The following is a 13826-nucleotide window of genomic DNA, read 5'->3' as shown; positions in this document are numbered from 1 at the left end:
CGAATGGCATGACCGAAGCGCTTCTGACAAAATGGAAACATGTTCAGGTTCCTGATGATTCTCGCGACTTTGGCCGCACATTCCGTGGCGGCACAAACGCCTTTGTCTGGCTCGGAGTTCGACAAGTATACGCAGGGCAAAACTCTGTTCTACGGGTTCGAAGGTCAGGTTTACGGGGTGGAGCGGTATCTTCCGAACCGTCGTGTGATCTGGTCTTTTCTCGACGGGAATTGCAAGGAAGGTATCTGGTATCAGCAGGGCGAGCAGATCTGCTTTGTCTACGAAGACAGGCTGGATCCGCAATGCTGGGTTTTCACTGAATCCGGTGGCGGTTTGATTGCGCAGTTCGAAGGTAATCCGCAAGCGACTGAACTGTATGAGGCCGAGGATCTTGGGGAAGAAATGGTTTGTTATGGACCGGACGTTGGCGTTTGATCAGTTTGCGCGCAGCTCATCATAATTGATCATGACATGGGTTTGGTAAGCTGTCCTGTCTGTCAAGCCTTCGTAATAGCGGCGCAAGTTGGGCAGTGATGCGCGCGAAATATCGATGTCATAGTAGCGATAGAGTATGTGCCCCAACTGGATATCGGCCAAAGTCAGGCAGGAACCGCACAGGAAAGCGTTTTCAGAAAGTTGCGCATCGGCGATCGCCAGCGTGTTCTCGAGTGCTGTGACGGCCGTTTCGATCGCTTGGTGATCGCGCTCTGTCTGCGGGGTCCGCACGACCCGCCAGAACACAGGTACCGTGAAGGCCATCGCGACATTGATCTTGGCCCATTCTGCCCATTTGTCCACTTCGGCTTGCCGGGTCGGATCGCGTGGCCAGAAATCATCCGCTCCATACATGGAGGCAAGGTAGCGCAGGATCGGCCCCGTCTCCCACAGCGAGGGATTTGGGCCGTCCTGTATCACGGGGATGGTGCCGTTCGGGTTCAGCTTGCGAAACTCATCGGTGTCCAGCAAACCGAACCTGTGCCCGGCATCGTGGCGCTGGAACTCCAGCGCCAGCTCACCCACACACCACATCAGGGCCTGTACATTTGATGATGTTCTTCGGCCCCAGATGGTCAGCATGGCTCAGAACAGTGATCCCTGATCCGGGGTGTCCGGCCTGGGTTTCTTCGAGGGTGATTTCGCGCCCGGGCCGGTGCTGAGAACGCCATCGGCGAATTCGATCTCGAGCGCCGTTTGTTTGGTGGCCTGAGCCTTGGTGGTTATCACATTCCCTTCGGCTCGGACGACCGCGTATCCGCGGTCCAAAGTGGCTTTGTAGCTCAGCGTCTCGCGCAGGCGGTCCGTCGCTTCGAGTTGCTGCTTGAGGCGGTCCAGTCGCGTGGTTTGGGCCGTGTGCATTCGATCGCGCAAACGATCTAGGTTTTGCCGCTGTTGATCGATTTCCCTTTGGATCGGTCGCAAGGACAGGCGCGATGACAGGTTGCGCAGCGATTCCTGTCGCGTCGATATCAAGCTTTGCAGGGTCGAGGGGCGCAGATGAGCAGACAATTCCACCACTTGCAGGCGACGGTTCTGCACCCCGCGTATCAAGGCGGGTGTGAGACGATCTGCAATCAAATCAAGGCGTTGTCTGGGGGAGTTCAACAGACTGTCCGGGCGCGGCAGGGCGCGGGACAAATCGCGCAGCCTTTGCGAACGGCGCTGCACCGCGTCCGTTGCCGCGCGCGACAGGCGCGCAGCTTGTTCTTCGGTCCAGGCGAGCAGTTCGATGCGGACCGGCACGGCCAGCTCTGCCGCAGCCGTGGGTGTAGGCGCGCGGCGGTCCGAGACAAAATCAATCAGGGTGGTGTCGGTTTCATGCCCAACGGCCGAAATCAGCGGTATGCCCGATGCGGCGGCTGCGCGCGCGACACTCTCTTCGTTGAAGCCCCAGAGGTCTTCGATCGATCCGCCGCCACGGGCGACGATGATCAGGTCGGGCCGCGGCAACGCGCCGCCAGGTGTCAGTTGGTTGAAGCCTTCGATGGCGCGGGCGACCTCGGGCGCGCAGTTGGCCCCTTGAACCGCCACAGGCCAGATCAGCACCTTGCGCGGAAACCTGTCCCTGAGCCGATGCAGAATGTCGCGGATCACGGCACCGGAAGGGGATGTCACAACGCCAATGATCTGCGGCAGGTACGGCAGGGGTTTCTTGCGTTCCGGCGCGAACAGACCTTCGGATTCCAGTTGTTTCTTGCGCTTCTCCAGCAGCGCCATAAGAGCGCCCTGACCCGCGACGGAAACCTCATCGACGTTCAGGTTGTATTTGGATTGCGCCCCGAAAGCCGTAAGGCGACCGGTGACGACAACCTCCAGCCCTTCCTCTGGCACGACCGAGAGGCTGGAAACCTGACCTTTCCATGTCGTGCAGGCCAAAACGTTCCGGTCGTCCTTGATGTCGTAATACAGATGCCCGGATCGGGCTTTGAACACGCGCCCAACCTCACCGCGCACGCGGATTCGGCCGAATGAGCCTTCGAGCGTCCGTTTCACCTCACCCGAAATTTCGGACACTGTGTATTCAGGGGTGTTTTGGCCCGGAATCGGGTCATCAAGCAGGTCGGACATTTCAGCGCCTTGTTTCAAATGCGCGCCCAGCTTAGAACGCCGCGCAGGCAAGGCCAAGCAGATCGGAGAGCTTTCATGAATATCCTCATTCTCGGCAGCGGAGGGCGCGAACACAGCCTGGCATGGGCAGTGCTGCAAAACCCCAAATGTGATCGCCTGATCGTTGCTCCGGGAAATGCGGGGATCGCGCAGATCGCTGACTGTGCCGCTCTGGATGTTGAAAACGGCGGGGCTGTTGTCGGCTTTGCCGAAGAAAATGCGATTGATTTCGTGATCGTTGGGCCCGAGGCGCCTTTGGCGGCCGGTGTGGCTGATCGGTTGCGCGAAGCCGGAGTATTGGTTTTTGGGCCCTCAGCCGAGGCGGCGAAGCTGGAAGCGTCGAAAAGCTTCACCAAGGAAATCTGCGACGCGGCCAACGCCCCCACCGCAGTTTATGCCCGGTTTACCGAGGCTGTGCCTGCCAAAGCCTATATCCGCGAACAGGGCGCACCGATTGTGGTCAAGGCCGATGGTCTGGCCGCGGGCAAGGGCGTTATCGTTGCGATGGACGAAACGACCGCACTGGACGCCATTGACGACATGTTTGGGGGTGCGTTTGGCGGTGCTGGTGCGGAAGTCGTCATTGAAGAATTCATGGATGGGGAAGAAGCCTCGCTGTTCGTTCTGTGTGATGGTGAGGACATTCTCTCAGTCGGCACGGCCCAGGATCACAAACGGGTTGGCGAGGGCGATACCGGGCTGAACACGGGCGGGATGGGCGCGTATTCTCCGGCGCCGGTGTTGAGCGAAGAGGTGGAGACGCGGGCGATGGAAGAGATCGTGCGCCCTACCATCGCCGAGATGAAGCGCCGGGGAACGCCGTTTCAGGGCGTTCTTTATGCAGGTTTGATGATCAAGGACGGGCAGCCAAGGCTGGTTGAATACAACGTCCGCTTCGGTGATCCGGAATGTCAAGTGTTGATGATGCGGTTGGGCGCGCAGGCGATGGACCTGATGCACGCCGCGGCCGAGGGCAGGTTGGGTGAAATGCGGGTGAATTGGGCGGATGACCATGCGATCACGGTTGTAATGGCGGCCAATGGTTATCCGGGTGCTTACAAGAAAGGCACTGCGATCAAAGGGCTTGAAGGCCTGCCGGAAGACAGCCAGAACATGGTGTTCCACGCTGGTACAAAGAGTGTCGATGGGCAGGTGGTTGCATCGGGCGGGCGTGTGCTGAACGTGACCGCCCGTGGGAACACGCTGAAAGAGGCGCGCGACCGGGCCTATGAAATGGTTGAAGCTGTGGATTGGCCTGACGGGTTTTACCGGCGCGATATCGGATGGCGTGCCCTGGAAGGTTGACGGGGCAGGGCGGTTGACCCCTCGGCTTTGCGGCTTCCCGGCGCTGCGCGCGTTCGCGGTCGAAATCGTACATTGGACGAATTCCTTTCAACCGCTCACGCCCCGGGATATTTTTGGCCAGATGAAGAGGCGGATCAGCAGTTCAGGGCTTGGGCAAGGCTTTTGCGGCCGTGGAACGGGCCCCGGTCGGATGTGATCCAGCCGTTGTCGTAGAAGACGCTGACGATCCGCGTCCAGTCGGCGCTGGCCACGATCAGTTCCGGTCGGTCGCCGCAGGTGCGCAGGCCACCGGAAATGAAATCTTCACCGATCCTGTGGTTGGTCAATCCGGGCAGAGCCGCGACTTCGCTCAGGGCGTTGTCTTTGTAGCGCCAGATGCGCAGCGTTTTGGCAAGGTGCGGACGATCAATATAGGCGATCTCGACATGTCCGTCGCCGTCCAGGTCGGCTGCCCCGATCGGGGCGAGCCAGCGGAAGCGGGTACCGATATGAGGCGTGGCCGCGATCTTGTCTCCGGCGGCGTCGTAGATCGCAAGTTGAGCCCCTGATTTGTCGTGGGATTCAACGACAATTGCTTCGCGCGCGCCGTCCAGGTTGACGTCTGCCAAACGCGGAGCGAGGTCTTCGAACACGCGATCCTGCGGCAGTCGAACAGTTACGACCGTAGTGTCGGTCGTGAATTCCACCGCGCCATATTCGATCGTATCACCCAGGACGCCATGGGCGTAACGGGTGGTTGGCTCTGTGAAGCGGGCGTCGTTGATGGTTTCCGCCGCGCCAGCCGGTTGCAGCGAGAGCCAAAGTCCGAAAGATAGCAAAGCGCCGCGTGCCCGGCGTTGACAAAAGCGGCGGGGCAGGCGCGGCACATTGTTGTGCATCAGATCTGTTTTTCGGGCATCTGAACGACCAGACCGTCCAGCGCGTCGGTGACCTTGATCTGGCAGGTCAGGCGTGAGCGGGCCGGGTCGGGCTCATAGGCAAAGTCCAGCATGTCTTCTTCCATGTCATCCTTGGCCGGGATTTTCTCGACCCAGTCGGGGTGGACGTAAACATGGCAGGTCGAGCAGGCGCAGGCGCCGCCACAATCGGCCTCGATGCCGGGAATGTTGTTGTCACGGGCCCCTTCCATGACGGTCAGTCCGTTGGCGACCTCGACTGTGTGTTCGGTACCGCCGTGCTCGACATAGGTGATCTTTGCCATTGCGTGCGTCTTCCTTTTGCGATGTTCGATTTCTTCCTTAGTGAAGGCATTTAGGTCTTTCCAGCCTCATTTGCGACTCAGCGCGCCGTGTCTGGACTTTCTTGTCGTTTGTTCTATTTTTGTTCTCATGCTTGTTACACCCATTCGCCCTGTGGTTTCAAACCGGGATTGGCCGCGCCCGCCGTCCTGTCTGCCTTCCAGCCAACTGGATTCCCCGCCCGAGGGCGCGCGCGTGGCTGTGGCCGGGCTTGTGATCCTGCGGCAGAGGCCGGGGACGGCCAAGGGCGTGATCTTTCTGACGCTTGAAGATGAGACCGGGATCGTGAATGTGGTGGTCTGGCGCAAAATCTACGAACGGTTCCGCCGTGCGGTGATTTCGGGGCGGTTGCTGAAGGTGACAGGCCGGATGCAGCGGGCGCATTCAGTGACCCATGTGATTGCGGAAGAAATCGAGGATATTTCGGGGATGCTGGATATGCTGGTGCAGGGCGCAGGGGCGGCCAGCTGTGACGGACAATAGCGGGCGGCTGCCTTGCCGCCTTGCGCCCAGCAAGACCTGTGCGCGATGAATGTCGGTAAGTTTCCGCATATCACGCTGGGTCAAAGGCGCTTTTCCGCCAATTCGGCATTGGTCGGTCGACTCTTTGATGTCGTGTTAGTACTGCGGGCATCTCTATGCGTCGGCCTGTGTCTGAACGCAGGCGCGACGGAACGCTACTCAACACCTTCTCAGAGTCAGTTCAGATGCCCGAAGTAACACGAAATGGATCGTTCAAAAAAACCGTCCAGCTGGATGAGAGCCAGATTGCCGGTCGCCTTGGCGAACTGTTGGAGCATACGCGTTCAAAAGGATACGTGCATACCGCCAGAATGATCGAGGAAGCATTGAGTGCCCACTCTTTCGAGCGCAGACACCTTGGGAACACCCAAAAATACCTCTCGGAATTGCAGCGTCTAAAGCGCAAAGAGATGACACGCTTGGTGCGGGAAACGGATGGGAAAAAGCAAGCGGCTTTTGTCCTGACGCCCCGGATGCGCGTTGACCACAGAAATCCCGCCGCGCTGCGCAGTGGAGCTTGGAGGAACACCCCGATGCCTTTCCCGGCAGAACCCGAATTCAAGTTTCGCTAGCCGAACCTGCCGTGGCCAAGGCGGACAGGGTTGATGATCCGCGTCAATCCAAACGGGTTTTCAACGCAGTCATCGTTTGAACAAGACCTCCTGCGCCTGCTTGTCACGATTGTCTCCTCGCAGCTCTGCGTGCAGAGCGCGCCCGGCCTGAACACCGGGGCGGGCGCCGACGGTCTTCAGCCAGCGCGCAAAGTGGGGTTTGTCCTCCAGCACTTGCTGCTGCCCTTCCCACAGGCTGGCCCAGCCCCAGATCGACATGTCCGCAATTGAATAGAAGTCTCCGGCAACGTATTCGTTCTCGGCCAGCCGTCTGTCGAGCACCCCGTACAGACGACCGACCTCGGCCCGGTAACGATCTTTGGCATAGGGCAGGTCCTGTGGCGGGTTCAGTTGCGGGGCGTATTTCAGGAAGTGATGCGCCTGACCGGCCATCGGGCCAACACCGCCCATCTGCCACATCAGCCATTCTTCGACGGCGATCCGGTCACGCTCGGTCCTGCCATAGAACTGCCCGGTCTTGCGGGCCAGATACATCAGAATTGCCCCGCTTTCAAAAACCGAGATCGGTGCACCATCCGGCCCGTCAGGGTCCACGATTGCGGGCATCCGGTTGTTCGGGGCAATCTTCAGGAACTGCGGGTCGAACTGATCGCCCTTTCCGATATTGACCAGATGTGTGGTGTAGGGCAGCTCCATCTCCTCCAGGGCGATGGACACTTTCCAGCCGTTCGGTGTGGGCCAGAAATACAGATCAATCGGGTCGGCCATGTGTTCTCCTGATGTTGAAGGGATCATGCGGGTTTTTGCCGGTTCGGCAAGGGCCGCTTACGAAAGCGTGACCGAAACGCAGGCCGGGCTTGACCGCAAACCGCCCGGGGCGTATTGCCATCCCAGAGCTTCGTGGCGATTTGTTACCGGATTGCGGGCCACGCTAAACAACACCGCTAAAAGGTCAGGATGAAAGACCCCTTTCGCTTGGCCGCGTCTGGGGTTTTTTGTTTGCCTCCTCCGGAGGCTGAAAGGGAATGAGATGAGCGAGAACTGGAACAAACGCACCCAAGCCGTCCATGGCGGTGTCCGCCGCAGTCAGTACAACGAGGTGAGCGAGGCGATTTTCCTGACGCAGGGCTTTGTGTACGAAACCGCCGAACAGGCCGAAGCCCGGTTTCTGGAATGCGGCCCTGATGAGTTCATTTATGCCCGCTATGGCAATCCGACGGTCTCGATGTTCGAACAGCGCATCGCGGCCCTTGAAGGTGGCGAGGATGCGTTTGCGACGGCTTCGGGCATGGCAGCGGTGAACGGTGCGCTGACCTCTATGCTGAAGGCCGGGGACCATGTTGTTTCAGCAAAGGCATTGTTCGGGTCCTGCCTGTACATCCTCGAGAACATCCTGACCCGTTTTGGCGTCGAGGTGACCTTTGTGGACGGCACCGATCTGGAGCAATGGCAGGCAGCGATCCGCCCGGACACCAAGGCGGTCTTCTTCGAATCGATGTCGAACCCGACTCTTGAAGTGATCGATATCGCATCCGTGTCCAAGTTGGCCCATGCCGTCGGAGCGATTGTGGTGGTGGACAACGTGTTTTCGACGCCCGTCTTTTCGCGCGCGATAGAACAGGGCGCGGATGTGGTCGTTTATTCGGCGACCAAGCATATTGACGGACAGGGCCGTGCGCTGGGCGGCGTCATCATCGGCACCAGGGAGTTCATCCGCGGAACCGTTGAGCCGTATCTGAAGCACACCGGCGGCGCGCTCAGCCCGTTTAATGCCTGGGTCATGCTCAAAGGTCTGGAAACCATGGCGCTGCGCGTCAATGCGCAGGCCGACAGTGCACAAAGGATCGCCGAGGCGCTGGAAGGGCACCCGGCGCTGGCGCGCACTCTTTACCCAGGTTTGAAGACCCACGCGCAAAATGCTCTGGTTCAATCGCAACTTGGTGGAAAAGGCGGGACTGTGTTGTCCCTGGATATCAAGGGCGGCAAGGACGCGGCTTTTGCTTTCCTGAATGCGCTGACCATTCCTGTGATCTCGAACAACCTGGGCGATGCCAAGTCGATCGCGACGCACCCGGCGACCACAACGCACCAGCGTCTGAGCGATGCGCAGAAGGACGAGCTGGGCATTACGCCGGGCCTGATCCGTTTTTCCGTAGGCCTGGAAGACGCCGAAGACCTGCTGGTTGACATCCAGCAGGCATTGGAGGCTTCGCAGAAGCAAACAGCAGCACAGTGAAAAGCCTCTTGCCCGTCGGGGCCGTCGCGTTGTCTGTGAACGCGGCGTCTTTTCGGGTGGTATTCGCGGTTGAAGCCTGGCCTTTATGTCTGCGAAAGGCGTATTTCGTTGCAGAATGACGGTTTTGCGCCGGTTTTTTCAATCCGGACTGCTATTGCCTGCGTATTGGGTTAAACTGGTAAATCACCTGTAGTCGTATATATTCCTACGACCAATCGAGGAACCGCAGCCGATGAACATTCACCCGCGCGACATTGATGAGACCCCGGATCAGGAACAAGCCGCCGAGGCCCTGAAGGTTCTGCGGCAATGGGCGGAATCTGCGACGGCATCCGAGATCAGCCAGCTGGATCCGGCTATCGCGCGGCTGGTGCCCGGCCTGACGCAGGTGAACTATCCTTCGCTTTCGCGCGAGTACCCGGAGGGTTTCTCGGTTGACGCGAATTACCGCGCGTCTTTGCCCGACTTGCAAAACGGCCCGTCCAGCTTGATACGCGGTGCCAAGCAGCAGATCCAGCATGTTGGCATCTCGAACTTTCGCCTGCCGATCCGTTTCCATCGGAAAGATGGGGAAGACCTGACGCTTGAGACGTCTGTTACGGGCACCGTCAGCCTTGAGGCCGAGAAAAAGGGCATCAACATGTCCCGGATCATGCGGTCTTTTTACAAACATGCCGAGCGTACTTTCAGCTTTGAAGTCATGCAGGCGGCGCTTGACGACTATATGACCGACCTGGACAGCTTTGACGCGCGTATCCAAATGCGGTTTTCTTACCCCGACAGGGTCAAGAGCCTGAGATCGGGTCTGGAAGGATATCAGTATTACGACATCGCTCTGGAACTGGTGGAGTCCGGCGGCGTGCGCCAGAAGATCATGCATCTGGACTATGTCTATTCCTCGACCTGCCCGTGCTCTCTGGAGCTGAGCGAACATGCCCGTGCCATGCGGGGACAATTGGCAACACCGCATTCGCAACGTTCCGTCGCGCGAATTTCCGTGGTCGTGGATTGCGATGCCGATTGTCTTTGGTTTGAAGACCTGATCGAGTTGTGCCGACGCGCGGTGCCGACCGAAACTCAGGTCATGGTCAAACGCGAAGACGAACAGGCTTTTGCCGAGTTGAACGCAGCCAATCCGATTTTTGTCGAAGATGCGGCGCGCTTGTTCTGCGCAGAATTGCTGGCCGATCATCACGTCGGTGATTTTCGCGTTGTCGCAAGCCATCAGGAAAGCCTGCACAGCCATGACGCCGTGTCGATTCTGACCGAAGGCCCAACCTTCGCCGCGTCCAGCCTGGACCCGAAACTGTTCACGACCCTGTTTCACGTTGGCTGAACTTCTCGGGTAAGTGGCTAGAATTTAATCAGAGAATTATCTGATCGGCGCTCATTCGCCGCAATGCAGCAAAAATGCTGCAATTGCGTGAGAAACTCCTGTATCCTGACGGGGAATGCAGCTTCGGCACACCGGCGCGCTCAATGGTGTGTCACCCCAAAAGGAAGCCGAGACGTGAGACGCCTTGGACTGCAAGACCCCAACCTCCGCCCGGATCCCCCGAGCGGGCAGGGCGCTTTACCCTCTCTCTTCGGGCTGCATCGTTTTCACAGGAGATCTATGGAATGAATTCGATTACCCAACCGCTGGAGCTTCAGGCCGCGGCTTTACGCATGGCTGGCTATGCGATCGTCAACCAGATCAAGATCGCACAGATCATGACTCGTTCAGCACTTGAACTGCCGATGGTGTCGGTCCACGCGCTACACCTGGCAGCGTCAGCACCGGGTCCAGTGGTGGAAACTCCGGCGGCAAAACCGGTGGCCAAACCCGCTGCGACGCGCAAGAAACGCGTACCGGCGAAATCGCCAACGACCAAGAACAAGCTGGCCCGCAAACCTGTACCGACCAAACCGGTGACCAAGCCGGCGGCAAAACCGGTTGAGTTTTCAGCCAGTCCGCGGCCCACGGCAGCACCCCCGGCAGCAGCCAAACCGACACCTGCGGTTAGTGACAAAACAGCGGTAAAACCTGTTGAACCCTCGGCGACACCTGCGGCCGAAGCCGTGTTGCCCGTAACACCCAAGCCCGCCCCCGCAAAACCGGCGCCTGTCCAGGCAGCGCAGGCCAAGCCGACACCGGCCGATCCTGCCCCGGCCAAGGTGCAGGCAAAACCAGCCCCGGTGACGGAACCGCGCAAACCGCAGGCGCGAAAAACTCGTGCCCCGTCCAAACCACCCGTGATGCCCGAAGCAGATGTAAAAACTGACGGGTAAACCGGGATCATCTGCTTGACACGGTCGGGTTGGCGCGCCAACGCTGCGCGTCATGATGGATCTTCGCCCGGTCGGATATGTGATTGGCTTGCTGGTCGCCATTCTTGGGGCGACCATGCTGCTGCCTATGCTCGCGGACATTATCGAAGGTCGCGGCGAATGGAATGTATTTCTGGAAAGCGCGATAATCACGATGCTGACCGGATCCGTTCTTGCGATGAGCTGTTCCAACGGCGTGGGCGAGGGTCTGACCATCCGGCAGACCTTTTTGCTGACAACCGGCGTTTGGGTCGCGCTGCCGGTGTTTGGTGCAATCCCGTTTCTGTTCGGTGAAACCGAACTGCGCTTTGTCGATGCCTATTTCGAGGCGATGTCGGGCCTTACGACGACCGGTTCGACTGTGATATCAGGGTTGGACACGCTGCCGCAGGGGCTTTTGTTGTGGCGTGGTATCCTGCAATGGCTGGGGGGCATCGGCATTATCGTTGTTGCGATGGTGTTCCTGCCGGAATTGCGGGTTGGTGGCATGCAAATCTTCCGATCGGAAGGGTTTGAGACCATGGGGAAAATCCTGCCTCGCGCGCAGGAGATTGCGGGACAGATTTCCCTGATCTACGTCTTCCTGACACTCGTATGCGTGCTGGTCTATGCCGCATTGGGGATGAGTTTTTTTGACGCGTTGGTGCATGCTTTCACGACGGTGTCCACGGGTGGTTTCTCGAACTATGATGCCTCGTTTGGAACATTTTCAGGCCCGGCCGAATATGCTGCATCCGTCTTCATGATTCTGGCGGCTCTGCCGTTTGTGCGATATGTCCAATTGGCCAATGGTCATACGGCGTCGTTATGGAAAGACAGTCAAATCCGGGCATTTCTGGCGACCATTCTGGTTCTGGTTGTCATCATGTCAGTCTTTCTGACCTCGGTCTTTCCGCATCACTGGGAACAGGCGTTCCGCGAGTCATTGTTCAACATCACTTCGATCATCTCGGGGACAGGATATGCCAGTGTCGATTACATGGGGTGGGGCAGCTTTCCGATCATGTTGTTTTTCCTGATCGGATTGATCGGTGGATGTGCGGGGTCGACGGCGTGTTCGATCAAGATTTTCCGCTATCAGTTGTTGTTCGCCTCGATCAAAAGCCAGATCAAACGGATCCGGTCCCCGCATGGCGTGTTCATGCCGCTCTATGATGGAAGGCCGGTCGGGCGGGACGTTCTGACATCGGTGATGAGCTTTTTCATGTTCTTCGTTTTGTCGATGGGGGTGTTGTCCTGGGCGTTGGCGCTGACAGGTCTGGATTTCGTCACGTCCGTATCCGGGGCCGCGACGGCGCTGGCCAATGTCGGACCGGGACTCGGCGATCAGATCGGACCGGCGGGCAATTTCGCAGGTCTCAACGATACGGCCAAGTGGCTGCTGACTTTCGGGATGCTGGCCGGGCGGCTCGAACTTTTGGCCGTATATGCGATCTTTACCGTTCAATTCTGGAGAGGCTGATGAAAAGACCCCTTGGCGCGCAAATCTCGCATATGCTCAAGGATCGCGGTGTGGATGTGATATTCGGCATTCCCGGTGTCCATAATCAGGAAATGTATCGCGGTATCGAAGAGGCCGGGATCACGCATGTTCTGGCCCGGCACGAGCAGGGGGCCGGATTCATGGCTGACGGTTACGCGCGCGCGACCGGGCAGCCCGGCGTCGCCTATGTGATCACCGGTCCCGGCCTTTGCAACATCATGACCCCGATCGGACAGGCCTACAGCGACTCGGTTCCGATGCTGATTCTGTCCTCATGCCTGGATGAAACGCAGGCTGTCCGGGGTCAGTTGCACCAGATGAAAGATCAAGGTGCCGCCGCCGGTACGGTTGCGGATTGGTCCGTACAGGCCAACTCCGCCGAAGCTGCCTATGGGCTGATAGAACGGGCGTTTGAAGAATTCGAGCTTTCGCGCCCGCGCCCCAAGCACATTCAGGTGCCCATCGCGCAGTTGCAGGCCGAGGCCGACCCCGCGCCGTTCCCCAACCAGCCCGCGCTGCGCACCAAAGCCTTGCCGCCTGACGTGTCATCGGTCGTGTCCATGTTGAACCTTGCCCGCAGGCCGCTGTTCATCCTGGGTGGCGGATGCAGGTCGAATGATTGGCGTCAGATTTTGTCACAGCTGGGGGCGGCCTGTTTTACCACCTATGCCGGGCGCGGGCTGCCGGGCGCAAATTATCCGCTGGACTTCGGGTCCATGTTGCCGCGTTCCGGCAGCGCCGAGGTAATCGCGTCGGCGGATCTGGTCGTTGCGGTCGGGGCCGAGCTGGGCGAGGTCGATTTGTGGCGGCAGGATTTGGGGCACAAGGCGACCTTGATACGCGTCGACCTCGACCCCGAGGTTCTTTCCGATTGCCATCGCGCCGCCATCAAGCTGCAAGTCGACAGCCAGAGCTTTGCCCGCGCCTTGTGGCACGCAACTCAGGACATGAAACCGGCAACAGGCTGGTCACCCGAGGAAGTCGCCGAGATGCGCGCCCGCTGGCGTGCCGAGGTGGATGCAGAGCGGCCCGGAATCGTGCCGATCGCGGACGCTTTGCGCGCGGCCATGCCGGCCGACACCATGATCTATTCGGACATGACGCAGTTTGCCTATGTCGCCAAAGAGGTGTGGGACATGGCCTATCCTCATCACTGGCATCATCCGACGGGGTTTGGCACTCTTGGCTATGGGTTGCCCGCCGGTATTGGCGGGGCGGTTGCCCGGCGCGGCAAACCCACGGCGGTTATCGCCGGGGATTACGGGTTCCATTACACGATGCAGGAACTGGGCGTGGCAGTTGAGTTGGGATTGTCGCTTCCAATCATTTTATGGGACAATGGCAAACTTAAGGAAATCGAGGACAGTATGGTGCGCAGCCAGATCGCGCCCAACGCGGTCATGGCGCACAATCCCGATTTCTGCAAACTTGCCGAAGCCTTTGGTGCGCGCTCCTCGGCGCCTTCGAATGTAGCAGAGATGCAAAGTGCAGTAAGGGCCGCATTCGATGCGCCTGTGCCGACCTTGATCCACGTGACACCTGACATTCTGTAACGA

General features: G+C 59.0%; 14 protein-coding genes and 1 riboswitch. Of the genes, 9 read left to right on the top strand and 5 right to left on the bottom strand.

Features of this window, described 5'->3' with window-relative positions; translation table 11 throughout:
* The first annotated feature begins 54 nt into the window (after positions 1-54).
* A complete protein-coding gene (locus tag ACR0LI_RS07415; protein ID WP_171633322.1) occupies positions 55-435 on the top strand; it encodes a hypothetical protein in 381 nt (126 codons plus the stop codon).
* Here ACR0LI_RS07415 and ACR0LI_RS07410 read toward each other — a convergent pair whose 3' ends face one another.
* Both ACR0LI_RS07410 and xseA read right to left on the bottom strand, forming a co-directional pair.
* On the bottom strand, positions 436-1077 hold the full coding sequence (locus tag ACR0LI_RS07410; RefSeq protein WP_480489891.1) for a glutathione S-transferase family protein: 642 nt from the start codon (positions 1075-1077) through the stop codon (positions 436-438).
* A 3-nt stretch (positions 1078-1080) separates the two neighbouring features.
* Positions 1081-2565, bottom strand: coding sequence for an exodeoxyribonuclease VII large subunit (gene xseA / locus ACR0LI_RS07405; protein WP_480489893.1), 1485 nt, complete (start codon positions 2563-2565; stop codon positions 1081-1083).
* 75 nt (positions 2566-2640) lie between these two features.
* Here xseA and purD point away from each other — a divergent pair, with 75 nt between their 5' ends.
* Complete coding sequence (gene purD, locus ACR0LI_RS07400) at positions 2641-3909, top strand: phosphoribosylamine--glycine ligase (RefSeq protein WP_480718260.1); 1269 nt, start codon at positions 2641-2643, stop codon at positions 3907-3909.
* Between the two features lie 134 nt (positions 3910-4043).
* Here the strand turns inward: purD and ACR0LI_RS07395 are convergent, their stop codons facing one another.
* Complete coding sequence (locus tag ACR0LI_RS07395; protein ID WP_253283242.1) at positions 4044-4787, bottom strand: FG-GAP repeat domain-containing protein; 744 nt, start codon at positions 4785-4787, stop codon at positions 4044-4046.
* Entirely contained in the window at positions 4787-5110 is a 324-nt protein-coding gene (locus ACR0LI_RS07390) for a 2Fe-2S iron-sulfur cluster-binding protein (RefSeq protein ID WP_152457603.1), read from the bottom strand. The genes ACR0LI_RS07395 and ACR0LI_RS07390 overlap by 1 nt, the downstream gene beginning before the upstream one ends.
* A 127-nt stretch (positions 5111-5237) precedes the next feature.
* Between ACR0LI_RS07390 and ACR0LI_RS07385 the strand changes: the two genes are divergently transcribed.
* Positions 5238-5630 carry an OB-fold nucleic acid binding domain-containing protein gene (locus tag ACR0LI_RS07385; RefSeq protein ID WP_480718259.1) on the top strand — a complete coding sequence of 131 codons (393 nt, stop codon included), beginning with the start codon at positions 5238-5240 and terminating at the stop codon, positions 5628-5630.
* Positions 5631-5854: 224 nt separating this feature from the next.
* The gene (locus ACR0LI_RS07380) at positions 5855-6241 is read left to right on the top strand and encodes a hypothetical protein (RefSeq protein WP_480718258.1); all 387 of its coding nucleotides are present in this window, start codon (positions 5855-5857) and stop codon (positions 6239-6241) included.
* Between the two features lie 69 nt (positions 6242-6310).
* Here ACR0LI_RS07380 and ACR0LI_RS07375 read toward each other — a convergent pair whose 3' ends face one another.
* Positions 6311-7009: a glutathione S-transferase N-terminal domain-containing protein gene (locus tag ACR0LI_RS07375; protein WP_171723493.1), complete on the bottom strand. Its 699-nt coding sequence runs from the start codon at positions 7007-7009 to the stop codon at positions 6311-6313.
* Positions 7010-7131: 122 nt separating this feature from the next.
* A riboswitch (SAM riboswitch) is annotated at positions 7132-7209 on the top strand.
* A 62-nt stretch (positions 7210-7271) separates the two neighbouring features.
* Between ACR0LI_RS07375 and metZ the strand changes: the two genes are divergently transcribed.
* From metZ to ACR0LI_RS07350, 5 genes are all read left to right on the top strand, one after another.
* Positions 7272-8477, top strand: a complete 1206-nt coding sequence (metZ, locus tag ACR0LI_RS07370) for an O-succinylhomoserine sulfhydrylase (protein WP_209833437.1) — start codon at positions 7272-7274, stop codon at positions 8475-8477.
* Between the two features lie 232 nt (positions 8478-8709).
* Positions 8710-9813 carry a GTP cyclohydrolase FolE2 gene (folE2, locus tag ACR0LI_RS07365; protein ID WP_209833435.1) on the top strand — a complete coding sequence of 368 codons (1104 nt, stop codon included), beginning with the start codon at positions 8710-8712 and terminating at the stop codon, positions 9811-9813.
* A 284-nt stretch (positions 9814-10097) separates the two neighbouring features.
* On the top strand, positions 10098-10748 hold the full coding sequence (locus tag ACR0LI_RS07360; RefSeq protein WP_480718257.1) for a hypothetical protein: 651 nt from the start codon (positions 10098-10100) through the stop codon (positions 10746-10748).
* 52 nt (positions 10749-10800) lie between these two features.
* Positions 10801-12249 (top strand): TrkH family potassium uptake protein, encoded by a 1449-nt coding sequence (locus tag ACR0LI_RS07355; RefSeq protein ID WP_171723490.1) that lies wholly within the window; start codon positions 10801-10803, stop codon positions 12247-12249.
* Positions 12249-13823 carry a thiamine pyrophosphate-binding protein gene (locus tag ACR0LI_RS07350; protein ID WP_480718256.1) on the top strand — a complete coding sequence of 525 codons (1575 nt, stop codon included), beginning with the start codon at positions 12249-12251 and terminating at the stop codon, positions 13821-13823. The genes ACR0LI_RS07355 and ACR0LI_RS07350 overlap by 1 nt, the downstream gene beginning before the upstream one ends.
* Positions 13824-13826: the final 3 nt, after the last annotated feature.

Source organism: Ruegeria sp. CL7 (assembly GCF_056536445.1).
Note: the sequence above shows the minus strand (reverse complement) of the source record. Positions and strands in the feature narration are given on the sequence as shown.

Bases quoted from the DNA above. Each gene is read 5' to 3' on its own strand.
- metZ (WP_209833437.1), top strand. From the start codon at position 7,272: ATGAGCGAGAACTGGAACAAACGCACCCAAGCCGTCCATGGCGGTGTC.
- ACR0LI_RS07395 (WP_253283242.1), bottom strand. From the start codon at position 4,787: ATGCACAACAATGTGCCGCGCCTGCCCCGCCGCTTTTGTCAACGCCGG.
- ACR0LI_RS07410 (WP_480489891.1), bottom strand. From the start codon at position 1,077: ATGCTGACCATCTGGGGCCGAAGAACATCATCAAATGTACAGGCCCTG.
- ACR0LI_RS07390 (WP_152457603.1), bottom strand. From the start codon at position 5,110: ATGGCAAAGATCACCTATGTCGAGCACGGCGGTACCGAACACACAGTC.
- ACR0LI_RS07375 (WP_171723493.1), bottom strand. From the start codon at position 7,009: ATGGCCGACCCGATTGATCTGTATTTCTGGCCCACACCGAACGGCTGG.
- purD (WP_480718260.1), top strand. From the start codon at position 2,641: ATGAATATCCTCATTCTCGGCAGCGGAGGGCGCGAACACAGCCTGGCA.
- folE2 (WP_209833435.1), top strand. From the start codon at position 8,710: ATGAACATTCACCCGCGCGACATTGATGAGACCCCGGATCAGGAACAA.
- ACR0LI_RS07360 (WP_480718257.1), top strand. From the start codon at position 10,098: ATGAATTCGATTACCCAACCGCTGGAGCTTCAGGCCGCGGCTTTACGC.
- ACR0LI_RS07380 (WP_480718258.1), top strand. From the start codon at position 5,855: ATGCCCGAAGTAACACGAAATGGATCGTTCAAAAAAACCGTCCAGCTG.
- xseA (WP_480489893.1), bottom strand. From the start codon at position 2,565: ATGTCCGACCTGCTTGATGACCCGATTCCGGGCCAAAACACCCCTGAA.
- ACR0LI_RS07385 (WP_480718259.1), top strand. From the start codon at position 5,238: ATGCTTGTTACACCCATTCGCCCTGTGGTTTCAAACCGGGATTGGCCG.
- ACR0LI_RS07350 (WP_480718256.1), top strand. From the start codon at position 12,249: ATGAAAAGACCCCTTGGCGCGCAAATCTCGCATATGCTCAAGGATCGC.
- ACR0LI_RS07355 (WP_171723490.1), top strand. From the start codon at position 10,801: ATGATGGATCTTCGCCCGGTCGGATATGTGATTGGCTTGCTGGTCGCC.
- ACR0LI_RS07415 (WP_171633322.1), top strand. From the start codon at position 55: ATGATTCTCGCGACTTTGGCCGCACATTCCGTGGCGGCACAAACGCCT.